Origin of the sequence: Haloarcula pelagica, assembly GCF_030127105.1 — an archaeon.
GTDB classification, from domain to species: domain Archaea; phylum Halobacteriota; class Halobacteria; order Halobacteriales; family Haloarculaceae; genus Haloarcula; species Haloarcula pelagica.
On sequence record NZ_CP126161.1, the window covers coordinates 143,492 to 167,442 of the forward strand.

Annotated in this window: 20 protein-coding genes; 14 read left to right on the forward strand and 6 right to left on the reverse strand. The window is 66.0% G+C overall.

The window, feature by feature from the left end:
- Positions 1-88: 88 nt before the first annotated feature.
- The 3 genes from P1L40_RS00755 (at position 89) to P1L40_RS00765 (ending at position 1,869) form a co-directional block, all read left to right on the forward strand.
- Positions 89-775, forward strand: coding sequence for a cupin domain-containing protein (locus P1L40_RS00755; RefSeq protein WP_284009382.1), 687 nt, complete (start codon positions 89-91; stop codon positions 773-775).
- Entirely contained in the window at positions 762-1,598 is an 837-nt protein-coding gene (locus tag P1L40_RS00760) for a CPBP family glutamic-type intramembrane protease (protein ID WP_284009383.1), read from the forward strand. Before P1L40_RS00755 ends, P1L40_RS00760 begins: the two co-directional genes overlap by 14 nt.
- A 148-nt stretch (positions 1,599-1,746) precedes the next feature.
- Positions 1,747-1,869 carry a hypothetical protein gene (locus tag P1L40_RS00765; protein WP_284009384.1) on the forward strand — a complete coding sequence of 41 codons (123 nt, stop codon included), beginning with the start codon at positions 1,747-1,749 and terminating at the stop codon, positions 1,867-1,869.
- Positions 1,870-2,146: 277 nt separating this feature from the next.
- On the opposite strand, the gene P1L40_RS00770 is transcribed toward P1L40_RS00765, so the two are convergent.
- The gene (locus P1L40_RS00770; protein ID WP_473092371.1) at positions 2,147-2,941 is read right to left on the reverse strand and encodes a DUF8054 domain-containing protein; all 795 of its coding nucleotides are present in this window, start codon (positions 2,939-2,941) and stop codon (positions 2,147-2,149) included.
- 361 nt (positions 2,942-3,302) lie between these two features.
- Here P1L40_RS00770 and phnD point away from each other — a divergent pair, with 361 nt between their 5' ends.
- The 5 genes from phnD to P1L40_RS00795 are packed head-to-tail and all read left to right on the forward strand — an operon-like array spanning position 3,303 to position 7,501.
- Positions 3,303-4,325: a phosphate/phosphite/phosphonate ABC transporter substrate-binding protein gene (phnD, locus tag P1L40_RS00775; protein ID WP_419181205.1), complete on the forward strand. Its 1,023-nt coding sequence runs from the start codon at positions 3,303-3,305 to the stop codon at positions 4,323-4,325.
- Complete coding sequence (gene phnC / locus P1L40_RS00780) at positions 4,326-5,159, forward strand: phosphonate ABC transporter ATP-binding protein (RefSeq protein WP_284009389.1); 834 nt, start codon at positions 4,326-4,328, stop codon at positions 5,157-5,159.
- A 1-nt stretch (position 5,160) separates the two neighbouring features.
- Complete coding sequence (gene phnE, locus P1L40_RS00785; RefSeq protein ID WP_284009391.1) at positions 5,161-5,961, forward strand: phosphonate ABC transporter, permease protein PhnE; 801 nt, start codon at positions 5,161-5,163, stop codon at positions 5,959-5,961.
- A complete protein-coding gene (phnE, locus tag P1L40_RS00790; RefSeq protein ID WP_284009393.1) occupies positions 5,961-6,755 on the forward strand; it encodes a phosphonate ABC transporter, permease protein PhnE in 795 nt (264 codons plus the stop codon). The genes phnE (P1L40_RS00785) and phnE (P1L40_RS00790) overlap by 1 nt, the downstream gene beginning before the upstream one ends.
- Positions 6,752-7,501, forward strand: a complete 750-nt coding sequence (locus P1L40_RS00795) for an HAD family hydrolase (protein WP_284009394.1) — start codon at positions 6,752-6,754, stop codon at positions 7,499-7,501. Before phnE (P1L40_RS00790) ends, P1L40_RS00795 begins: the two co-directional genes overlap by 4 nt.
- A 91-nt stretch (positions 7,502-7,592) precedes the next feature.
- Here P1L40_RS00795 and P1L40_RS00800 read toward each other — a convergent pair whose 3' ends face one another.
- Positions 7,593-9,512, reverse strand: coding sequence for a PDC sensor domain-containing protein (locus P1L40_RS00800; RefSeq protein WP_284009396.1), 1,920 nt, complete (start codon positions 9,510-9,512; stop codon positions 7,593-7,595).
- Between the two features lie 2 nt (positions 9,513-9,514).
- Positions 9,515-10,867 carry an ABC transporter substrate-binding protein gene (locus P1L40_RS00805; protein ID WP_284009398.1) on the reverse strand — a complete coding sequence of 451 codons (1,353 nt, stop codon included), beginning with the start codon at positions 10,865-10,867 and terminating at the stop codon, positions 9,515-9,517.
- 176 nt (positions 10,868-11,043) lie between these two features.
- Here P1L40_RS00805 and kdgK1 point away from each other — a divergent pair, with 176 nt between their 5' ends.
- The 3 genes from kdgK1 to P1L40_RS00820 all read left to right on the forward strand — a co-directional run bounded on the left by kdgK1 (position 11,044) and on the right by P1L40_RS00820 (position 14,905).
- Complete coding sequence (gene kdgK1, locus P1L40_RS00810) at positions 11,044-12,000, forward strand: bifunctional 2-dehydro-3-deoxygluconokinase/2-dehydro-3-deoxygalactonokinase (RefSeq protein ID WP_284009400.1); 957 nt, start codon at positions 11,044-11,046, stop codon at positions 11,998-12,000.
- A 118-nt stretch (positions 12,001-12,118) separates the two neighbouring features.
- A complete protein-coding gene (pyk, locus tag P1L40_RS00815; RefSeq protein WP_284009402.1) occupies positions 12,119-13,882 on the forward strand; it encodes a pyruvate kinase in 1,764 nt (587 codons plus the stop codon).
- Between the two features lie 51 nt (positions 13,883-13,933).
- Entirely contained in the window at positions 13,934-14,905 is a 972-nt protein-coding gene (locus tag P1L40_RS00820; RefSeq protein WP_284009403.1) for an ROK family protein, read from the forward strand.
- 139 nt (positions 14,906-15,044) lie between these two features.
- On the opposite strand, the gene P1L40_RS00825 is transcribed toward P1L40_RS00820, so the two are convergent.
- From P1L40_RS00825 to glpK, 3 genes are read right to left on the reverse strand one after another with little or no spacing between them, the layout of a single operon-like run.
- Positions 15,045-16,220: a Cdc6/Cdc18 family protein gene (locus P1L40_RS00825; RefSeq protein WP_284009404.1), complete on the reverse strand. Its 1,176-nt coding sequence runs from the start codon at positions 16,218-16,220 to the stop codon at positions 15,045-15,047.
- A 52-nt stretch (positions 16,221-16,272) separates the two neighbouring features.
- Positions 16,273-17,400: a DUF7973 family transport facilitator gene (locus P1L40_RS00830; RefSeq protein WP_284009405.1), complete on the reverse strand. Its 1,128-nt coding sequence runs from the start codon at positions 17,398-17,400 to the stop codon at positions 16,273-16,275.
- Positions 17,401-17,406: 6 nt separating this feature from the next.
- Positions 17,407-18,939: a glycerol kinase GlpK gene (gene glpK, locus P1L40_RS00835; RefSeq protein WP_284009407.1), complete on the reverse strand. Its 1,533-nt coding sequence runs from the start codon at positions 18,937-18,939 to the stop codon at positions 17,407-17,409.
- A gap of 637 nt (positions 18,940-19,576) precedes the next feature.
- Between glpK and glpA the strand changes: the two genes are divergently transcribed.
- From glpA to P1L40_RS00850, 3 genes are read left to right on the forward strand one after another with little or no spacing between them, the layout of a single operon-like run.
- Positions 19,577-21,307, forward strand: a complete 1,731-nt coding sequence (gene glpA / locus P1L40_RS00840) for an anaerobic glycerol-3-phosphate dehydrogenase subunit GlpA (RefSeq protein WP_284009408.1) — start codon at positions 19,577-19,579, stop codon at positions 21,305-21,307.
- Positions 21,297-22,571: a glycerol-3-phosphate dehydrogenase subunit GlpB gene (glpB, locus tag P1L40_RS00845; protein WP_284009410.1), complete on the forward strand. Its 1,275-nt coding sequence runs from the start codon at positions 21,297-21,299 to the stop codon at positions 22,569-22,571. The genes glpA and glpB overlap by 11 nt, the downstream gene beginning before the upstream one ends.
- Positions 22,568-23,938 (forward strand): anaerobic glycerol-3-phosphate dehydrogenase subunit C, encoded by a 1,371-nt coding sequence (locus tag P1L40_RS00850; protein WP_284009412.1) that lies wholly within the window; start codon positions 22,568-22,570, stop codon positions 23,936-23,938. The genes glpB and P1L40_RS00850 overlap by 4 nt, the downstream gene beginning before the upstream one ends.
- Positions 23,939-23,951: the final 13 nt, after the last annotated feature.

The window sequence follows — 23,951 nt, forward strand, 5'->3', positions numbered from 1 at the left end:
ACACAGGACAGCGATGGAATCGGAGACGCAGTCCGGGACGCAGGGACAGCGTAGCGACGAGAGAACTGTACTGACCGGTCGTCCGCTCGTGGATGGTGCCCCCGTCGACGGGCCGTCACTCGAACTGGACCCCGAGAGTGCTGCGAGTGCTCGCCTGCGGCAGTCGTCTCACCCCCTCGTGTCCGACCCGGTGAGTGAGACGTGGGCGACGCTGCTGGAGCGGCCGGAGTCGGGGGAGACTGATCGCCCAGTTCTGGTCCAGTGGGTGTCGTCGGACTCCCCCGCGCCACCCGCACACTATCACCCGAAGACAGAGACGTTCACGGCGCTCGATGGGCGACTCACCGTCGTCCGCGACGGCGACCCGGTCCGCCTCGACCCCGGAGAATCGCTCACCGTCGACGCTGGAGTGGCGCACACATTCCGCAACGATACTGCCGGACCTGTCGCGTTCGAGGCCGAACTCCCGTCGATGCGGACGGTGAAAGGGCTCTACACAGCGTGGGGACTGGCCCACGAGCGTGGCACCGACGGAGACGGGACCTTCGCTGGGCCAGGGCCGGTGCAGTCGCTCCTGATCGCTGCGGATCTGTCTACCGAGACCACGATGACGGCGGTCCCGGTCTCGGTCCAGCGGCTCCTCTGGGCGACCGTCGGGCGGCTCGCCCGGCTATCGGGGACCACCGGTATCGACGAGGCGTACCTCGACGCTTCGTTCTGGAATCGACACGTCGAGCAGCCAGCGTGGGAGGACTCGGCGGATGTGGCGTACTGACACGGATCGACCGACGTTCTCGGGCGGGACGACAGTCCCCGCCGCCGCGTACCTCGCCGTGATAGCCGTCCTCTCCGGACTACTGTTCGTAACCCGGGGCGGCTCACCGTCACCGGTTGTGGGGATGGCCTGGGGCGCTCTCCTCGTCGTTCTCGCGATCGGTGCGTTCGGTATCGAGGGCGGCTCGGCGCGCTCGGTCCTCCCGGCCGCCCGAACGCTCGTCCCCGTGACGACGGTTCTCCTGGCGTTCTGGGGGGCGTACAACCTGGTCGCGTACGGCCTCGCGCTGAGTGGTGTTCCCGGGTTCGAGGCGACGTGGCCGAGCGCCGCTGGTCACCCGCTCGCGTATCTCGCCGCGCTGGTCAGTTCGATCCTGTTTACCGCGATTCCGGAGGAGCTGTTCTTCCGGGCGTACCTCCAGCAGAAGATCGTCGCACTGGCGGGTTCGGAAACCCGACGAACGGTCGCCGCTGCCGTCGTGGTTGTGGCGGTCCTATTCGCTCTCTTTCATCTCCCGAGGTGGCTCGCGTCGGGACACGGCGTCGGTACCGCGCTGGCCGTCCGGCTGTTCGGGCTGGCGCTCATGGGACTCGCCTACGGGCTCGTCTACGCGATGACGGGAAACCTCTGGCTGGTCGCGCTGTTCCACGCGACGATGAACCAGCCACCGTTTCTGGTGACCGTGAGTCTCCCGTCCGAACTCCACCTCGTCGTCGGCCTCGTCGAATACACCGCCATCGTCTCGGTGGTCGCTCTCTCCGGAGCCGTTACCGAGCGAGACTGGCCAGCGATCAGTTGGGTTCAGCGGGATGGAACGTCCTGAGGCTCGGGGTGGCCAGTCCACTGGTGATTCCCCCGGGATATCCGATCCCTGTCGCGAGATGACGGAATCCATTAGGTAGTTCGTGGCGAACACACTCGTATGTCAACGAAACGTCCGGCGGCAGGCGAACAACGACCCGGTGATCCGGATGGCTGATCCGGGAGCCGTCCGGCTACTCATGATCGCTATCGTTCTCGTCGTGATGCTGGTCAGCATCCTGGGATCGATCCTCCTGCTCAAATTCCTCATGAGCTACACGTTCGAGTCGTGACCGTCTAGGATTGTCCTCCTCACTTAGATATGGTTTATAATTGTCAATATATGTGCCGGTAGTCGTGTCGCCACCGGTACGCGTAAATCATATAGCGCTATACGAAATTGGCGAGCGACGACCACACGAGTTCGGCGGAAACGAGTAACGCTACTCGAACCGCAGACCACACGCCCAGGAGAAAGTTCGTGAGGACTGCGCTCGTAATGGACGCGTCCGTACCCAGGCTCTGTCACCGGCAGAACACCTCACTCCCGACCGGTTCTGTCGAGTCGGGCTACTTGCCGGGAGCGAACGCGGCAGGCGCGGGATCGAACTCCACGAGTCGGGCCGTGCAGTCCGGACAGGTGACCGCGATCACGTCCGCCGAGCCACAACAGGACTCGACAGTGTCTTCGGAGACGCGGGTCGGACCCTCACAGACGGGACAGCGCTCGGCCAACCCCCGGATACGCGCTGCAAGGTCTGCCCGTACGGTCCGGTCGATACTCGACCACCCAGTGTCGGACAGCGTCAGTTCGGTCGCCAGGTCGGCGACCAGCGCCGTCTCCGACGGCCACTGACCGACCCAGTCGCCGGCGACGGTGAGTTCGACACCCCCGTTCGCGTCGACGCTCACGTCACCCGGCGGAACGGCGAGGGCTTCACCGGCAGCCTGTCGCATCGCTCGATCGCTCTCCACGAGAGCGGCAGCCGTGTCGGTCCACGTCTCACGGAACGCAGGCGTCAGTCGGGGCTCGTCGTCTCGGAGTACGCCCAGCGCGGACAACTGTTCGGTCGGGTCGCCCGTCGGCGCGGGCGTCGCTCCGGGAACTTTCCCGAACCGGGCCAGGACCCGCGTGGGGAGATACCGACGGGTCAAGGTCGGTGTCCCCGGTACGGCGTACCCCCAAAGCCAGACGGCGGCGATACCGAGGCCAGCTACCATGCCCCCAGCGACTGGTGCAACCGTCGCCACGGTGATGGCGCAGACGGCGACGAGTACGACGTTGACGGTGGTACACGGCCAGCAACGATTCGGCCCGGTGTAGACGGGATTCCGGGCCCAGTCGACACAGGAAACGAGGCGCATATCCGGTGACAGGGTCGCGAAGGAAAGTTCCTATCGGAATGTGTATAAATAGTCCTACAGAGAGAACTGATCGGGAGTGAGAACCGTTGATATCCCTGTAGCGGTACTGCCGTTACCGATCCGAACGCGCAGGTACATCCACGTATATATAAAAATTACGATAGGTTCATGTAGCGATACTCCTCGGGTTCCAATGATGTCTGACAAAGACACCACGCGGCGACGTGTATTTTTGAAAGGATCGGCGGCCGCCCTGACGGCTGGACTGGCCGGCTGTTCCGGCGGCGGCGCGTCAGAGGGGTCGAGCGGTTCCGGTGGGTCCGGTGGGTCCGGTGGGTCCGGCGGGTCGTCGGGCGATTCGATGCTGGCCGAATCGAGTAGTTTCGATCCGGCGAGCCCGGCCTGGGAGGAGAACAACTACCTGTCTTCGGCGCTGGTGGACGCGGACTACCAGCGCGGGTCGACGGTCGACCTGGAGAACATGCGAAACCGGGAAGTCGAGGAGGTCCCTCACGGGAGTCCGGTTCAGGAGACTCCCGACAGCGAGAGCGAACAGCTCGACCCGGACACGCTGGTGTTCACCGAGAGCCCGAGCGAGGACGTTCAGGGCCGGTTCGAGGAGGACTTCCAGGCCGTCTTCGACCGTATCGAGGAGGAAACGGGCAAACCGGTCGAGTTCAGCAAGGTCAACAGCTACGCGGCGTCCGTCGAGGCGATGCGATCCGAGCGGGCTCATATCGCCAACTTCTCGACCGGGACGACGGCGTTCGCCGTCAATCTCGCCGGGGCAGTGCCGTTCGCGGCGGGGCTCACGCCCGACGAACTGTTCGGGTACCGACTGTTCGCGACCACGCGCGCCGACGCCGACGACATCCAGAGCGTCACCGACTTCTCGCGCGACGGCGTGAAGGTGGGCCACTCCGAGCCGGCGTCGAACTCCGGGCACCAGGCCCCCTCGGCGCTGTTCGACCAGTACTTCGACGTGACCGCCGAGGAGGACTACACGGTGAACTTCTCGGGTGGTCACGGGAACACGACGCGGGGCATCGCGGCCGGTGACTACGACGCCGGGCCGATCTGTTCGACCTGTTTCGTCGACACCGTCGAGGCCCAGAGCGACCTGAGCTTCGACGACTTCAAAGTCGTCTGGGCGTCGGCCCCGTTCCCGAACGGCCCCGTTGCGTACCGGTACAACCTCAAGCCCGAGATCCAGCGCGGCATCGAGCGGGCGTATCTCGAATCCGACTTCGCGGGGACCGATTACCAGGAGCGGACCGGCTACGACCAGTTCGTTCCGATCGACTACAGCACGGTGTTCAAAGACATCATGATCATCCAGCGGTACAACGGCGTCGAGTACACCGAGAGCGCACTCGGCTCATAGATGTTGGAAGTCACCGACCTGCAGAAGACCTACCCGACCGGCGACGAGGCACTCAAAGGCGTCACCGCGTCCGTCAGGGGTAGCGAAACCGTCGCCATGATCGGCCCGAGCGGGGCCGGTAAGAGCACGTTCATCCGGTGTATCAACCGGCTGACCGAGCCCAGCGGCGGCACGGTCAGTCTCGACGGGAAGTCGTTGACCGGACTCGACGACGACGCGTTACGGTCGGCCCGGCGGGACATCGGGATGATCTTCCAGGAGTACAACCTCGTCGAGCGCCTGACCGTCATGGAGAACGTCCTCACCGGCCGGCTGGGGTACGTCTCGGCCTGGGACGCGTTCCGCCGGTCGTTCCCGGCCGACGACATCGAGCGTGCCTACGAGATCCTCGAACGGGTCGGTCTGGGCGACATGGAGAACAAACGCGTCGACGAACTCTCCGGCGGCCAGCGCCAGCGGGTCGGGATCGCACGGGCCGTGATCCAGCAACCGAAGATCCTACTGGTCGACGAGCCCACGTCCAGCCTCGACCCGGAGACCTCCGAGACGGTGATGCGGCTGTTGACCGACATCGCCGCCGAACAGGATGTTCCCGTGTTGATCAACATTCACGAGGTCGACCTGGCGATGGAGCACGCCGACCGCATCGTCGGCCTCCACGGCGGGGAACTCGTCTTCGAAGGGACCCCCGACGAACTCGACGACCAGGGACTCGACCGTGTCTACCGCGGCGCCGAAGTCCCCGACAACACCGACTCCGAGGGGGTCGACGGTGCGGCCCAAAACCGCGAGAGCCCCACGGACACCGACCGTCCGCTCGCGGGGGAGACCTGACGTGGCGACCGGCGAACGGACCTGGGAGCGCCCGACCGTCTTCCGGCGTCGGGAGATCAAATGGGCCGTCTACGCCGGGATCGTCGGGTTCTTCCTGTGGTCCGGGTGGGGTGTCGGTGCCGACCCCGCCCGCATCGCACAGGGATTGGGGAGCCTGACCTCGTTGTTGGGTGATTTCTTCCCACCGACGGCGACCCCTCGGCAGGCGACTCGCATCTTCGAGAAGATGCTCGAAAGCGTCGCGATGGCGATGGTCTCGACGGTCACCGGGATCGTACTGAGCATCCCTATCGCGTTCATGGCTGCCGAGAACCTCTCGCCGAAGCCGCTCTACGCACTCAACCGGGGATTCATCTCGATCTCGCGGGCGTTCAACGCGATCATCATCGCGATCATCGCCGTCAAGGCAATCGGCTTTGGCCCGCTGGCGGGGATCATCACGATCACGTTCAAGACGGTCGGCTTCTTCTCGAAACTGCTCGCCGAGGACCTCGAAGACATCGACATGGGCTCGGTCGACGCGGTTCGAGCCGCCGGTGCGTCGCCGATCCAGACGCTGCTGTACGGCGTCGTCCCACAGATCATCCCACGGTTCGCCGGCCTCTCGGTGTACCGGTGGGACATCAACATCCGCACCTCGACGATCATCGGCATCGTCGGCGCGGGCGGGATCGGGTCGGTCCTGTTGACCGCCTTCAACCGCTACGACTACCAGTACGTCACAGCCATCCTGCTGGCGATCGTCGCGGTCGTCTTGGTCGCGGAAGGCGTCAGCGCGGTCGTCCGACGGAGGTACCAGTGATGGCGACCGACGACTACCGCTGGGAGCGGTTCGACCGCCGCCGTCGGCTCGGCCGGTTCGTCGCCGTCCTCGTCGCGGCGGTGGTCGTGCTCGGCTCCTGGGAGTTCATGGATATCAGCGTCACCAGACCGGAGACGATCCCCCGGGAGATCGGCGACCTCCTCACCCGGATGTATCCACCGGACGTGGCCTACACGACCGAGATCGTCGGGCCGCTGATCGAGACGATCCACATCGCCGCACTGGGGACCGTCGGTGCGCTCGTGTTGTCGCTGCCCGTGGCACTGATCGCCGCCGAGAACACGACGCCCAACGCCGCGACGTTCTGGCTCGGGAAGCTGATCGTGACGGTGAGCCGGTCCGTCAACACCATCATCTGGGCGCTGTTTTTCGTCGTTGTCTTCGGGTCGGGTCCGCTGGCTGGCGCCGTCGCCATCGCCTTCCGGTCGGTGGGCTTTCTGGGGAAACTGCTGGGCGAAGAGATCGAGGAGATCGACTTCGGCCAGGTCGAGGCCATCCGAGCGTCCGGGGCCTCCCCCACACAGATACTCCTGTACGGCGTGCTCCCGCAGGTCAAACCCGCGCTCGTCGGCCTCTCGATCTACCGGTGGGACATCAACATCCGGGACTCGACGGTGCTTGGCTTCGTGGGTGCTGGCGGGATCGGCGTCCAGCTGTTCCGGGCGGTCAACGCCTTCGCCTGGCAGTCCGTGGCGATGGTGCTGCTCGTCATCCTCGGTGTCGTCGTCGTCACCGAGAGCCTGTCGGCGTACACTCGGGGGCTGGTCCGGTGAATCCGTCCGATCAGCGCCCGGCCACCGAGGCCGGAGAGAACGGCGCCGCGAAGACTGACCGGCCCGTAGTGTTGTTCGACATGGACGGTGTCTTCCTCGAAGGCCGCGGGACCGACGACGCCGTCCACGAACGGGCGCTCGACGACGCCCTCGCCGAGCGCGGGCTCGATGTCGACCCGGACATCCGCGCGCTGCTGTCGGGCCACGAGTACGACACCGACTTCGCGCTGGGCTGTCGGCGACTCGGCGTCGATCCCGTCGCGCTCTACGAACGTCGAGAGCGCTACAGCACACAGCGTGCGATCGACAGCCTCGACGCGGGGAGTCGCACGCCGTACGACGACGTGGAGGTCCTGACCGATCTCGCGGACCAATACCCTCTCGGTGTCGTCAGCAACAACTACGACGATGTGGTTCGGTTCGTCGTCGACCGTTACGGGATCGACGTGTTCGACCACGTCCGCGGTCGGGCGACCGGCGTCACCGGGTTCTACCGGCGCAAGCCCGACCCCCACTATCTGCTCGACGCGATGGACGCCCTCGACGGCAGCGGCGGCATCTACGTCGGCGACCGCGGGACGGACGTGCTCGCGGCGACCCGTGCCGGGCTCGACGCAGCGTTCGTCACCCGACCACACAACGAGGGTGCCGAGCTCCCGGTTTCGCCGGCCATCGAGGCCGATTCACTCACCGACCTCGTCGACAAACTCCTCGACGACTGGGACCCGCCCGCCAGAGATCGGTGACCCGCTCACGACCGCGGCACGGATCGGCTCGCCGCGGTCGTGGTCGATCGGGCCGGCCGACGGCGAAACCGCGCTCGTCGGCCCAGCGGTCTCAGTTGTTGTCGTCGTTCTCGGCGAGTCCCTGCGACGGGCCACCGGAGAAGACGAACTCGTGTTCGGCTTCCGTCTCGAAGCGACCGAGGATGTCCCCGAGCGGCTGGGCGTAGCGTTTCAGCTGTTCGGCCCGCGAGGAGACCTCGTTGAGTTCGGCGGCCTGTTCCTCGGCCGCGCCCGCGACGGTTTCGGATTCCGCCATCATCTCCTGACTGGTGTCGGCGGCGTCCTGGAGCGTCGTCGCGACGGTGCGGAACTGATCGAGCGAGTCCTGGATGTCGACATCCGGATTCGACGCCTGGAGCTGTTCGAGCGAGGTGACCAGTTCGTCTAGGTCCTCCGAGAGGTCCCGGAGCCGTTCTTTCTGGTCGTAGGCGTCGTCGGAGACCTTCTGGATCGACTCGGCCACCTGCTCGGAGGCTTCACGCACGGACTCGGAACTGGTCAGCACAACGTCACCGGACTCCGCGACTTCCCCGGCGAAGCTGTTGAGCTGGCCGACGGTCTTCTCGAGTTCGTTGATCATGCCGTTGAACTCGCTCGCGATGCGGTCCATGGACTCGTTCTCGCCGTCGGTCTCCATGCGCTTCGTGAGGTTGCCACCGGCTGCGGCCTCCATCACGTCGGAGAACTCCTCGGCTTTCTCCTGGAGGTAGTTGTTCATCTCCATGGCCTCGGCTCGGGAGACTTCCGCCTCCTTGCGGGCGCTCTCGGCCTCGGCGATCTGTTGTTGCAGGGCGTCACGCATCTCCGCGAAGCCGTTGTACAGTTCGCCGATGTTGTCGATCCGGCTGGTTGCGATATCGACATCCAGGTTGCCCTGGCGCATCTCCTCGGTCTTGCGAGTCAGGCGGTCGATGGAGGTGGCGGTGTTGTACCCGAGCGCGGCGCCGACACCACCGATGACCAGCACCATGAGTCCGGTCCCGATGAACCCGTAGAGACGGACGTTCTCGACGAAACCGAAGACCGCCGAGTACGGGGCGTGGACGAGGACGATCCAGTCGGTCCCCTCGATCGGCGCGAAGCCGACCGTGTACTGCTCGGAGATGACGTTACTGTTCCCGGCCATCGACCGGATGACGCCGGCCGACTGCGTCGACCCACGCAGTGATTCGGCCGCCTGGATCGGCTGGAGGACCTGTTCGCTGTTCCCGTAGGTCGTGAGTGTCGCCTGCCCGCTGCCGGTCTCGGACCCGCTGAGCTCGTCGATCATGACGACGTTCGACGCGTTGACGACCTGCGTGAATCCGCCGTCGGCCCGGTCGGCACCCTGCAACGAGCCGGCGATCCTGTCGGTCGAGTACTCGATGACGATAAACCGGTTCTGCGAGGCGTCGACCTGGCTCATGAACCCGACGACCGGGCCGTCTTGGGACTGGTAGACGCTCGACATCTGCACCTCGCCGGCCCGGCTGAACGTGGTCTCGTCGGTCCAGGCACGGCCCGCGTCCTGGACGCTCGTCCCGGCGCTGAGGGCGGTGCTCGCGATGATCGTCGTTCCGGCTGGGCTCCGTTCGAGGACGTGGATGTGTTCGACATCGGCGGAGAGTCCCGCCCGCTGATTCTGGAGTTCCGTCTCCAGTTCCGCCGTGTCGTCGGAGGTCCAGACGTTACTCGAGGAGATGAACTGCGCCGACAGTTCGTTGCGCTCGACCCAGCGCTGGATGATGTCGCTCTCCTGTGCTGCGAGCCCCTCGTACTCGTCTGTCACCTGCGTCTGGGTGTAGTTCTGGATCTCCTGGGTCGCGAAGATGCCGACGGCGCCGACAGAGAGCGCCATGACGACGAGAACGATGCTGAACTTGAGCGCGAAATTCTTCCGGATGAAATCCGGGACGACCGTCCCGAGGAGCCCTGCACTCGGTCCGTCTTCAGAAGCTGTGCCGCCTGACTGTGGTTGTTCCTGCGAACTCATTGTTAACTACCTCCCAGCGAGCAATTGCTCGCCGGCTCTTCCTGACACGAATACTCCACGTCGCGTGTCGTCTTGACCAGATCGAAGTACCGGCCGAAGTCCTGCTGGCTCTCGGGCCGTCCACGGACGATCGGAACCGGCCGGATCGACTGGTGATCACACTCCCGCATCGTCTGTGCGCCGACACCGGCACCGTACTGAGCCCCCTCAAGCGTACTGATGACTCGGTTCGGGTTGAACGTGCCAGCCCGGGCGACCGCGCTCGCGTACAACAGCGTCTGTGTGTAGGCGACGTGGGCCGGCCCCGACGGGACCGACGAACTCGACGACGCGGTGCCGCCCTGGTACTCCTCGGCGAACGCTGACCGGAACGTGTTCGACAGCGGCGTATCGATCGACGGGTCCCAGGCCGCCGTCCCGAGCACGTTCTCGATAGCTCCGCCGGCGGTCTGTGCGACGGCGCGGGTGTACAGCGGGACGACGATGTTCTCGTCGGGGAACGCCTCACGGAAGGTCCGGAGGGCGTTCGCCGCGTCCAGACCGCGGAGGTTGAGGATCAGTACGTCCTCCGAGGCGTTCTCGATGTCCGGGACGTACTGGGAGAAATCACGCGTCCCCACCTGTGCGACCAGACTCCCGGTGAACCGCCAGCCCGCCTCCCTGAGCGTCTCGGCGAACAGTTGCCGCTGTGCGTTCCCCCAGTCGTCCTGGGAGTAGATCTGGAAGAACTCCGTGTCCTCGCCGTACTCGTCGAGGAGGACCGGCGTCAGCGCCCGCGTCGTCATCGTGGAGTTGAACATCTCCCGGAACGTGAACCGGTTGCAGTTCTGGCCGGTGAGGCTGTCGATCTGTGACATCGTCGCCATGTAGACGACTTCGGCGTCACCGGCGACCCGTTGGTGTTCCAGGGCCGTATCGCTCGTCGACCCCCCAGAGAGCATGATCACGTCCTGGTTGTTGACCATCGACTCCGCCGAGAGGCGGGCGGATTCGGGATCGCTCTCGGTGTCACCGACGACGAAGTCGACGGTCTTTCCCAGGAGTCCGTCACCGCTGAGACTGCTGAAGATACTCTGTCCGACCCAGCCACCGCCGTTGTTGATGTGTTTGACGGCGAGTTCGTGGCCGCGGAGTTCCTCCTCCCCCGCGGTCGAGAACGGCCCGGACTGTGCGACGTTGAATCCGAACGTGACGGTGTCGCCGGTTACGGGGTAGTTACCGATCTGCTCGCCGGTTGGGGTGCCGTTACCACCACCGCCACAACCGGCCAGACCAACGACACCGGCTGCCCCCGCGGTTCTGAGAATCGACCGACGTGAGACACCGGACTCACGGCGCACTGACCTACGTCCCATAGGTTTGTGTGATATATTCGAGTACAAAAGCTTTTGGAGCGTATCGGGCGATCAGTGGACGAACGTAAACAGTGACTACCCGGCGGTAACCGGGGCCTACCGGGCGGTATCTGACGGCGGGTGGCCGTCTCAGTGTTTCTCCGGGATTTATACCCACCCCAGTTCCACTGTGCGGTATGACAGATCTCGTAACGTTCGGCGAGACGATGCTCAGGCTATCGCCCCCCGACCAGGAGCGACTGGAGACGGCAGACCAGTACGATGTCCACGTCGCGGGCGCGGAATCGAACGTCGCTGTCGCGGCACAACGGCTCGGTCTCGACGCGGCGTGGCTCTCGAAGCTTCCGGACTCGCCGGTCGGACGCCGCGTCACCGGAGAGCTTCGCCGCCACGATGTCGCGATCGAGGTCTGCTGGGACGACGAAGACGGGCGCCAGGGGACCTACTATCTGGAACAGGGCGATGTCCCGCGGGGCAACGAGGTCATCTACGACCGTGCGGACGCGAGTGTGACGACACTCCGAACGGAGGAAGTCCCCGAGGGACTCGTCGAAGACGCCGGCGCCGTCCACACGTCCGGGATCACTCCGGCCCTCTCTGAGACGCTCGAAGCGACCACCGCGGACCTGCTCTCGCGGGCGAACGACGCCGGGACGACGACGTGTTTCGACATGAACTACCGTTCGAAGCTCTGGAGTCCGAGCGAGGCCAAGGCCGTCGTCACCGAGTTGTTCCCCGACATAGACGTGTTGGTCGTCGCCCATCGCGACGCCGAACAGGTGCTCGAACGGGCGGGAGACGCCACCGAAGTCGCCGCGTCGCTGACCGACGACTACGACTTCGACGTGACTGTCGTCACCCGGGGCGCGGAGGGCGTCGTCGCCGCCACCGCCGACGAACAGTTCGCCCAGGACCCCTTCGAGGCGAGCGACGCGCACCCGGTCGGCTCCGGGGACTCCTTCGTCGGTGGCTTCCTCTCGCAGTACCTCACGAACGGGTCGGTCGCGGACGGCCTGGAGTGGGGGGCCGCGACCGCCGCGTTGAAGCGGTCCGTCCCCGGCGACATCGCGGTCGTCTCCCCCGGCGAGATCCGGGAGCTCATCCAGGGCGAGACCGCGGAGATCAGCCGGTGATCGTCGGCCCCGTCGGTGAGTTTCGCGCATCCGACAACCTTCTTATCCCCGGCCGCGGTAACCTCCGCTATGACCGTCCGATGTCTGCGTGCTGTAGCTGAGACGGAGGCTCACGCTGATGCGTAGTGCGAAGATCGTCTGTACGCTGGGACCGGCGAGCGAGTCGACCGACCAGATCGCCTCGCTCGCACGAGCGGGGATGTCAGTCGCCCGCCTGAACGCCAGCCACGGCTCCGCGGAGCACCGTCGGGAGATGATCGACCGGATCCGTGCGGCCGACAGTCGCGTCGACACGCCGATCGCGGCGATGCTCGACATGCCGGGCCCGGAGGTCCGGACCGCACCGATCAGCGAGCCGATCGAGTTGACAACGGGATCGACCGTCGAGTTCGTCGTCGACGACGACGCGACACCCCAGCGTGTCGGGCTCTCGAAGTCGATCACGGCCGTCGAACCCGGCGACAGGGTGTTGCTCGACGACGGTCGCATCGAGACGACCGTCGAGCGCATCGAGGGCGACACTGTCACCGCCTCCGTCGAGAGCGGCGGCAAGCTCGGTGCCCGGAAAGGGGTCAACGTCCCGGGTGTCGAGCTGGGCCTGCCGACGATCACGGAGAACGACGAGCGGGAACTGGACGTGGCCGCGGAGAAGGAACCCGACTTCGTGGCCGCGTCGTTCGTGCGCACCGGCGAGGACATCTACGAGATCAACCGTGCGCTGGAGGACCGTGGCGTCGACATCCCGATCATCGCCAAGATCGAGCGGGCCGGCGCAGTCGAGAACCTCGATTCGATCATCGACGCCGCCTACGGCGTGATGGTCGCCCGGGGCGACCTCGGCGTCGAATGCCCCCTCGAAGATGTCCCGATCATCCAGAAACGGATCATCCGGAAGTGCCACCAGGCGGGCGTCCCGGTCATCACCGCGACGGAGATGCTCGACTCGATGATCCACTCGCGGCGGCCGACCCGTGCGGAGGCCTCCGACGTGGCAAACGCCGTACTGGACGGCACCGACGCAGTGATGCTCTCGGGCGAGACGGCCATCGGCGACCACCCGAGGCGCGTCGTCGAAACGATGGACCGCATCGTCTGTGATGTCGAAGCGAGCGAGGAGTACGCCGAGTCCCGGGAACAGCGTGTCCCGGCGGCCGGCGAGACGCGGACCGACGCACTGGCGCGCTCGGCGCGCTTCCTCGCCCGGGACATCGGTGCGTCGGCGGTCGTCGCCGCCTCCGAATCCGGATACACGGCCCTGAAATCGGCGAAGTATCGGCCGTCGATCCCGATCGTCGCGTCGACCCCCAACGAGCGTGTCAAACGCAGGCTCGCGCTCTCGTGGGGGATCACGCCAGTCCTCACGGAGTACACGACCGAGGGCGCGGACGCGATCATCCAGAGTGCGGCCCAGGCGGCGCTGGACACGAACGCCGCCGAGGGCGGGGACACCGTCGTCGTCCTCTCAGGGATGATGACGGAGCTAGAGGGGCTCAACACGGCCAACATGCTGAAGGTCCACGTCGCCGCCGAGACCGTCGCGAGCGGCCGGTCCGTCGTCGACGGCGTCACGACCGGGCGAGTCTACCGGACCGACGACGGGAACATCGAACACATGCCAGACGGCGCGATCGTCTGTGTCCCGAACGACTTCGAGGGCGAGTTCGTCGGCGAGACGGAACGGATCGGCGGGATCGTCGACGGGAACCCGGGGATGACGAGTTACGCGGCAATCGTCGCACGCGAACTCGACATCCCGATGATCGCGGACGCGACCCTCCCCGACAGCGTCGAGGACGGCTCGACGGTCACGCTCGACGCCGAGCGGGGGGTCGTCTACGAACAGCCCGTCGACCGTGAGGACATCGCGGACCGGCGGTCCTGAGCGCGTAGAATCTGTGTAGTTAAGTATCGGAAGGGCGACGTTCCCACCAGCATGGGCGCATACGCTGGGGTCGACCTCGGTGCGACACACATCCGGGCGTTGATCGGCGACGAGACCGGATCGAAGATCGCGTCACACAAGCTCAAGACCCCGCGCGGTCCGAGCGGCATCGCCGTCACGGAGGCGGTGCTCGAAGCGCTGCGCGAGGCCTCTGATGCTGCCGGCATCGTCCCCACCGACATCGTCGCGGCCGGTATCGGTTCCTTCGGCCCGATGGACCTGGCCGAAGGTGTTGTCACCAATCCCGCGAACCTCCCCGACACCATCGACCGGATCCCCCTGACCGGCCCGGTCGAGAACCTCATCGGGAGCGACCGGGTGTATCTCCACAACGACGCCATCGCGGGCGTCATCGGCGAACGCTACTACTCCGACCGCAACCCCGACGACATGGTGTATCTCACGATCTCCTCGGGGATCGGTGCGGGCGTCGCCGTCGACGGCAACATCCTCTCGGGCTGGGACGGCAACGCCGGCGAGGTCGGCCACCTGACGATCGACCCCACCGGCTTCATGACCTGTGGCTGTGGACACGACGGCCACTGGGAGGCATACTGCTCGGGCGAGAACATCCCGCGGTACGCGACCCGACTCCACCGTGAGGACCCGGTCGAGACGGCACTCCCGATCGATCAAGAGGGCTTTACCGCCGCGGACGTGTTCGAGTACGCCGGCGAGGACGAGTTCGCCGCCCACGTCCTCGACCAGGTCAACCACTGGAACACGATCGGCGTCGCCAACATCGTTCACTCGTACGCGCCGATCGTCGTCTACGTCGGCGGAGCCGTCGCGCTCAACAACCCGGAACTGGTCCTGGACCCGATCCGCGACCGCCTCGACGACATGGTCATGGCGAACATCCCCGACATCCAGTTGACGACACTGGGCGACGAGGTCGGCGTCCGGGGAGCGCTCGCGTCCGCGCTCACCGCCGGGACCGGCGATCCGAACCACACGGCGTAGCGCCGTCGGTTCCGCGGGCAAAACCGCCTTTGTCGCGCTGTTTCGGGTGTGTCTGTCGAGCGCCTGGTCTCCGGTGATCGCACCTTTCGGACCGGGCGATTCGACTCGGCGTCAGGTGGAGACGGTGAGAGGGCGACCACTACTGAGACAGGTCGTACAGCCGGCGGAACGCTGTCGGCGGAAACCGCGGTTCCACCCTGCTCGGTGGTCGCCCCTGTCCCGTGTCTTTCGTCGACTGGACGCGTTCGACGATCCCGGTCTCGGCGAGTTCGTAGAGGAATCGCTTGACGGTCCCCTGCGAGAGGTCGACGGTCGCCTGTTCGGCGATCGCTTCGGTGGTCTTGGTCACCGACGCCGTCTCGGCCGGGCCGAGGTCGACGAGTTCCCGGAGTACCGCCTGTCTGTTGGCCGGCAACGAGAGGACGCGGCCGAGCGACACACAGGGGTCGGGGATCTCTTCGATCGCGGCAGTCACGTCCGTCTCGGCGATCCGGTCGCTCCCGCCGCCGTCGGCGTGGACGGCAGCGATCAACAGGGCCGCGAGGGCGTCGTGTGCGTTCCCGTCGGCCCAGTCCGCGATCGTCCGGGCCAGACGGTGGTCGAGGGCCTGCTGTGCGAGGCCGTCGGAGGCCCGCGTCATCAACACGTCGACGAGCATCTGTCGGCGATACCGGTCGACACGGATCGATCTGGCGGTGTACTCGGTGATCTCGGTCTGTGCTGGGTCGAGTTCACCGATCGCCAGCCAACTGGCTTTGCTCGGGAGCCCCGCGAACAGATCGACGAGGTCGTCGGGGTCGGTCCCACTCGGGTCGTCGATGTGGTCGACACCGACCACCACCCCCGAGTGGCGCCCCGAGAGCGTCTCGTGGAGTCGGGACTGGAGCGTCTCGGTTCCGATCCCGTGTTCCGGGACCGACTCCTCGATGAGACTGTCCAGGATCGCGTGGTAGAACGCGAACTCGCTGGTCGTCGTCCGCGTGTCGACGTAGACGAATGCGGGTGACGTGGGCGTCTGTGCGCGTGTCGTCGTGTGGATGACGGCTTTGGCGTCCGTCGGGAGCTGTTTGAGGTGCCCAAACAGCGCCGTGACGACAGCGGACTTCCCTGCGCCAGCGGGGCCGTACACGTAGGCGTTGGGTGGGAGCTTCCCGTCGAAGACGGGATCGAGATGATCCAGTAACCGCTCGAAGACCGGGCCGCGGTCGGTCGGTTCGTCGGTGTGATACACCGGTGAGAGCGCCTCGTAGTCCAGAACGAGCCGGTGCTCTCCGTCGCGGCGTTGGCGTCGTTTGATTCGCGCTTCGATATCCATCGTTTAGCGAGTAGTGGGCGGTAGGCCCACAGAGAGATTACAGCTTACGCACTCACGCCAGTCCCAGTGCCGGGACCCACGAGCTGCCGCCGAAGACACCGAGGATCGCCAGGATAGCGATCGTCAGCGTGGCGATGACGATTGCCGCGGCAGGCGGGTCGAAGTGGGTGTCGGAGTGTGCGTAGAAGATCCGCTGGACGACTTCCCCAGCGAGTGCGCCGTAGACGCCGAAGACGCCGGCGACGACGACGGCGATGACGGCGTTCATCCCGGTCGGCACGCCACCGAAGATCGCGAGCGCCGCCGTGCTGGCGGGCAGCGTCATGTGGTGGGTGACGGGGATCTTCTCGACGCCAAGGTTGAGGAAGGTCAGCGTGGCGGCCGAGATCCCGAACCCGAGGAACGCGCTGCCGGTCTCGACCGCGATGAACCCACCGAGGATCCCGGTGACGAGGCCGATCATCGCGACGTTGGCCCACTTGTACTGGTGGGGCAGCCACGGTTCGACCGCGAGGCGCTTGGCTTCGGCCATGCCGCCGTCGGTCATCGCTTTGCCACCGTCGGTCATCGCCTCGCCCCCGTCGGCGGCGACACGTTTCTCACCCTTCTCGAAGGGCGTCATGTCGAGCAGGTTCCGGTCACCGCCACCGATCAGCGGGTAACCAAAGACCAGGCGGTGCAGCGCCGCGGAGACGACGACCATGATCGCGATGGGGTCCCACGGCAGTGCGAGGCCGCCGGAGATAGCCGTCCCGACGGCGCCGACGATGCCGAAGATCCCGCCGACAGCGAGCACGTCGGGGCGGGTACCCAGCGCGTAGGCGATGTCCTTGGCCGGGTGGTAGTCACCGTCGCCCGGTTCCGGCATGACGCCGTCCTGTTTGGCCGCGTACGCGGCGGCTGCCGCACCGCCGGCGAAGGCCACGTGAGGGCCGAAGACGGCACCGAAACCGATGGTCCCCGTGAGCGCCGACGTGATGCCGAGCCCCTCGGGGGCGTTCTCGAAGCCGGCGATGTTCACCGCCTCTCCGCCGATGACCATGAAGCCCGTGAAACAGAACGCGGGCAGTGCGCCGAGCGCGGCACCGAAGGCGCCGCCAGCGAAGGCCGCGATCACCAGGATGAGGAAGTCCGGCACGCTCATCCCGATCACCGGGATCTGGAGTAGCATGTCGTACATCCGTGATCACTCCTCCCGGGCCCAGTCGAGCGAGCGCTCGACGGCGTCATCCCAGCGGCTGTAGAGCTTGTCGACTTCCTCGCTCCCCTTCTCGGGGCTGAACTCGCGGTCGACCTGCCAGTTGTCCCGCAGTTCGTCGACGGTGTCCCAGTAGCCGACGGCGAGGCCGGCCGCGTAGGCGCTGCCCAGCGCGGTCGTCTCGTCGACTTCCGGCCGCGCGATGTCCGTCTGGATGATGTCGGACTGGAGCTGACAGAGGAAGTTGTTCTTGACCGCACCGCCGTCGACACGCAGCGAGGTCGTCTCGATGCCCGAGTCCGCTTCCATGGCTTCGGCCACGTCGCGGGTCTGGTAGGCGATGGACTCCAGGGTCGCCCGGACGATGTGTGCTTTCCGGGTCCCGCGGGTCATCCCGACGATGGTCCCGCGTGCGCGGCCGTCCCAGTGGGGCGCGCCAAGCCCGGTGAACGCTGGGACCATGTAGACGCCGTCGGTCGACTCGACCGAACGGGCCAGTTCCGCCGTCTGTGCGGCGTTGTTGATCAGGTCCACGTCTTCGAGCCACTCGATAGCGGCGCCCGTAATGAAGATCGAGCCTTCCAGTGCGTACTGGACAGGCTCGCCCGACATCTGGAAGCCGATCGTCGTCAGGAGGCCGTGGTCGGAGGCAACTGCCTCCTCGCCGGTGTTCATCAGGTAGAACGAACCGGTGCCGTACGTGTTCTTCGCGTCACCCTCGTCGAAGCAGGTCTGGCCGAACAGGGCCGCCTGCTGGTCACCCAGCGCCCCAGCGACGGGAACTTCCTCCCCCAGGAAGCCGTCGGGATCGGTGTGACCGTAGTAGTCCTCGTCCGAGGACGGCCGCACTTCTGGCACCATCGATTCGGGGACGCCGAACTCCGCCAGGAGGTCGTCGTCCCATTCGAGGTCCCGGATGTTGTACAGCATCGTCCGGGAGGCGTTCGAGACATCGGTGATGTGGTTCCCGGTGAGGTTGTAGATGAGCCAGGTGTCGATGGTCCCCATGAGGAGTTCGCCGTCCTCCGCGCGGTCCCGGAGGTCCGCACCCCGTGAGGCCTGCATCTTCAGCGGCTCGGCGTTGTCGAGGATCCACTCGGTCTTGGTGGCCGAGAAGTACGCGTCACACTCCAGGCCGGTCTTCTCACGGATCTCCTCGACTTTCCCCGCTTCCTGGATCTCCTCGACGCGGTCGGTCGTCCGGCGGTCCTGCCAGACGAGCGCGTTGTGGACGGGCTTGCCGGTCTCTTTGTCCCACACGATCGTGGTCTCGCGCTGGTTCGTGATCCCCAGTGCCTCCAGTTGACTGGCGTCCAGTCCTGCTTCTTCGAGCCCGTCGGTGACGACCTGCTGGGTGTTCTCCCAGATCTCTATCGGGTCGTGTTCCACCCACCCGGGCTCCGGGTAGATCTGTTCGTGTTTCTCGTACGCGTTGGCGACGACCTGTCCGCTGTGGTCGAATACCATGAAGCGGGTGCCTGTCGTCCCCTGGTCGATCGAGCCGACGTATGTGTCTGCCATTGGTGTGTACTCCGTTGGCGGCATTGTTTATGAACCATGCCGCGCTGTTAGTAAACAATATAGTGAATCATTATAAAGATTACTCCCATTGGCCGTGCCTCAATAAAAAACGAAATGTCTCTTCGGACAGTTGCCAGTTGCATCCGGCAGACCCGGGGTAGCGGCGGTGCGTGGGACGCTCACCGGTGTGACCGACACCGGCATCGGCGCCGAGCCGCCACCCACGGAGACTCCCACCCCGGTCGCTGTGGCACATCTAGCGGCAGTCTACTCGCGCGTCCGCGACAAAAAACACGGTGTTCGCCGCCGATCGAGCGCGAAAACGCCGGTCGTTCGCTCCCAGCCTCGACACGACGCCCGCGGTTGGACGGCGCCGTCGACAGACACCGGAGTCTCCGTAGAGATCACGTCACGACGCTCTCAGCACGACCGTTCCGTATCGGTAATGGACAGTTTCTACCGCACTGGCGTTCACACGTGCGTTTACGACTGTTCACTTCCAGTCGTCTTTTCGGCCCCGAACGTGACGCTCAGACAGGACAAACCGTATACGTTCATGATTACTCATAAAATTTACCAGGGAAGCGCGTTCGACGGTAAAATAAAGTAGATGGGCTCCAAAGCCTCGGTAAGATAGATGGCTTCAGCACCACACATCGTCGTCATCGGCGGCGGTTCCACCGGAGCGGGCATCACCCGCGACCTCGCGATGCGCGGGTTGGATGTCACGCTCCTCGAACAGGGGAACCTCACACACGGGACGACCGGCCGGATGCACGGATTGCTCCACAGCGGCGGCCGGTACGCCGTCTCCGACCAGGCGAGCGCGACCGAATGTATCGAGGAGAACCGCGTCCTCCGTGATATCGCGTCACACTGCGTCGAGATGACCGGCGGCCTGTTCGTCAAGCGCCCCGAAGACACCGAGGAGTACTTCGAGAAGAAGCTCTCGGGGTGTGAGGAGTGTGGCATTCCGGCGGAGGTCGTCTCCCGCGAGGAGGCCCGCAAGATCGAGCCACACCTCGCGAAGGACATCGACAAGGCGATCTCGGTCCCGGACGGCGCGATCGACCCGTTCCGGCTGGTCGTCGCCAACGCGGCCAGCGCCCAGGAACATGGCGCGCGCATCGAGACACACTCGAAGGTGACGAACCTCGTCGTCGAGAACGACGAAGTCGTCGGCGTCGAGGTCGACCACAGCGCCGGCCCCGGCAAGCGCGTCCACGGCACCGAGGGCGGCACCGAGGAGATCCGCGCGGACTACATCGTCAACGCGACGGGCGCGTGGGCGGGCCGCATCGGCGACATGGCCGGCGTCGACATCGAGGTTCGCCCCTCGAAGGGCGTCATGACCATCATGAACTCCCGCCAGGTCGACACCGTCATCAACCGCTGTCGGCCCAAGGGCGACGCCGACATCATCGTCCCCCACGAGACCACCTGCATCCTGGGGACGACCGACGAGGAGGTCGAAGACCCCGAGGACTACCCCGAAGAGCAGTGGGAAGTGGACCTGATGATCGAGACGCTCTCGGAACTGGTCCCGATGCTCGCCGACGCCCGGACGATCCGGTCGTTCTGGGGCGTCCGGCCGCTGTACGAACCGCCGGACGTGGGCAGCGACGACCCGACCGACATCACCCGGGACTTCTTCCTGCTGGACCACGAGGAGCGGGACGATCTGGACGGGATGACCAGCATCGTCGGCGGGAAGTTCACCACCTACCGAATGATGGGCGAACAGATCTCCGACCACGTCTGCAACCAGTTCGGCATCGACGCGGACTGCCGGACCGCGGACGTACCGCTGCCGGGCAGCGACGACTTCACCGTCCTGCGGGACTACATGGACGAGTTCGGCCTGCGCTCGCCGATCGGCCGGCGCAGCGTCGAACGGCTGGGCTCGCGGGCCGACGAGGTGCTGAAGACCGACGGGCCGAACCCGACGGTGTGTGAGTGCGAGGGCGTCACCCGCGCGGAGATCCAGGACGCCATCTCCCAGTCCGGGTCGGACCTCAACGCCGTCCGCATCCGTACCCGTGCATCGATGGGCAACTGCCAGGGCGGCTTCTGTACCCACCGGATGGCGAGCGAACTCCACGGGGAATACGACGAGAGCGTCGCCCGCCAGGCCTGGGACGAACTGCTCCAGGAGCGCTGGAAGGGCCAGCGCCACGCGCTGTGGGGCCAACAGCTCTCCCAAGCGATGTTGAACTACGCCCTGCACGCGACGACACAGAACCGGGACAGGGACCCGGCCGACGGCGAGCCGGTCGACTTCGCCGCCTTCGACACGGGGGCCACACAGCCCGGTGGCGCGACCGGGACCGACGTGGCCGCCGACGGAGGGCGCACGGATGGCGATTGAGTCCGAGGTACTCGTCATCGGCGGCGGCCTCGCCGGCCTCTCCAGCGCGCTCGCGGCCGCCCGCGAGGGCGCCGACGTGCGACTCCTGTCGTACAAGCAGAGTACCCTCCGGAACGCCTCGGGGCTGGTCGACATCCTCGGGTATACCCACGACGGAGACGGGCCGTTGACCGACCCCTACGAGGCGATCCCGGAACTCCCGTCTAGCCACCCCTACCGGACGGTCGGCGTCGACGGCGTCCGCGAGGCCATGGCGATGTTCGACGACGTGACCGACTACCGAGGTGACCACACGGACACCAACGCCCTCCTCCCGACCCACGGCGGGACGGTCAAACCCACTGCCCGCTATCCCCGTGGCGCCGCCGCCGGCCTGGCCAGCGACGACCGCGACGTGTTGCTGGTCGGACTGGGGTCGATGGTCGACTTCGACGCGCCCCACGTCGCTGCCCACCTCGAAGCCGCCGGTGTCCCGTTCGAGGCCCGCGGCGTCAGCATCGAGTTCCCCGGCGACCTCCGGGCCGACGCGAAGGTAACCCGCTACGCCAAACTGTTGGACACGAACGGCGAAGTCGCGGTCGGCGGCCGGATGGTCGGCGCTCGGGACGCGCTCGCGGACGCGATCGAGCCACACCTCGACGGCGAGGCGCGGGTCGGTCTGCCGGCGATCCTCGGCGACGACCACCCGGACGCGGTGCGCGCCGCGCTCGGTGACGCGCTGAGCGTCGATGTCTTCGAGGTCCCGATGGGGCCACCGTCGCTTCCCGGTCTCCGCCTCGAAGACGCGCTCTTCGAGGCGGTAGACGAGGCCGGCGGGAACTTCGAGACGGGTAATCCCGTCGTCGACTACGCCGCCGAGGACGGCCACATCGAGGAAGTGTACATCGAGAAAAACGGTGCGAGGATCCCGGTCAGCGGCGACCAGTACGTCCTCGCGACGGGTGGGCTGGTCGGGAAAGGCGTCGAGTCAGACCGTGAGGGCGTCTACGAACCGATCTTCGACTGCCACGTCCCCCACGCCGAGGACCGCTACGACTGGTTCGATCTGGACGTGTTCGGGGACCACCCGTTCGCCCGCTTCGGCCTGCCGACAGACGAGCAGTTGCGCCCACTGACAGCGACCGACAGCGTCGAGTTCGACAACCTGCGCGCCGCCGGGGGTATCCTGGGCGGCTACGACTTCGCGGCCGAGAAGTCCGGCAGCGGGGTGTCGATCGCGACGGGCCACGCGGCTGGCACGAACGCCGCACAGGAGGCACGATGAGCGACGCCGAATCCCCAACAGAGTTCGACCCGACAGCACCGAACACGGGCGAGGACTTCGAACCGGTCGATGTCTTCCCCGACAGTGACGACTTCGACCTGCGCCCCGGCGCGGACTCGTGTTACAAGTGCTCGACCTGTGACACGAACTGCCCGGTCGCGGAGGTCGACGACGAGTTCCCCGGCCCGAAGTTCCAGGGGCCAGAGCAGTGGCGCCTGAAACAGAACGAGGACGACTACACGATCGACGACTCGATCACGGACTGCTCGAACTGCATGCGATGTGACAACGCCTGCCCGTCCGGCGTCCCCCTCTCACAGATGCACAACACCGCACGCGGGGAGTACGTCAGCGAGCAGATGGACAAGCTCTCCGTCGAGTACGTCCGCAATCGGATTCTGGCGAACTACCGTACCTCTGCGACAATCGCCAGCAAGGTCCCGCGGCTGGCGAACTTCGCGATGAACTTCGGGCCGGCCCGCTGGGTCATGGAGAAGACCCTCGGTGTCACCAGCGAGCGCGAGTTCCCCGCGTTCGCGAAGCAGACCTTCCGCGAGTGGTGGTCGAGTCGCGGCGGCGCGGCCGCCTCGAAAGAGAACGCCCAACAGGCCCGCGAACGCCGCGGGCAGGACCGCGACGCCGACAAGAAGGTCGCGTACTTCCACGGCTGTTACTCCAACTACAACACGCCCGAAGTCGGCAAGGCGATGGTCCGGGTGTTCGAGGAGTACGGCTACGAGGTCGTCGTCCCCGAACAGCGCTGTTCCGGGACGCCGATGTTCGCCAACGGCATGCTAGACGACGCCCGCCGGGGCGCCGAGGTCAACGTCTCCTCGATGGCCGATCTGATCGAACAGGGCTACGACGCCATCGCGTCCTGTACGTCCTGTTCGATGGCCCTGCGCCAGGAGTACCCCGAGCTGTTCGACATCGACGGCATCGACGAGGTGGCCGCGAACACCTTCGAGTCCGTCGAGTACCTGCGTATCCACGAGGACCTGAAAGGCGATCTCCGGGCGGCCGACGTGGAGGGCGATCTCGCACGGGAGTTCGCCTACCACGCGCCGTGTCACGCGCGCAACCAGGGGCTCGAACGTCAGTCCGTCGAACTGTTCCGCGATCTGGAGGGCGTCGGCATCGAAGACGTGGGCGAGTCCTGTTCTGGCATCTCCGGGACCTACGGCTGGAAGGCCGAGAAGTACGAGAAGTCGATGAAGATCGGCGACGAGATGTTCGACCACATGGACGACGCCAGCGGCGACACCGGGATGACGGAGTGTCCGACGTGTGCGATGCAGATGGAACACGGAACGGGCTACGACATCCGTCACCCGCTGGAACTGCTAGAGGCGGCCCTGGTCGAGTGAGCGAGCCGCCGGG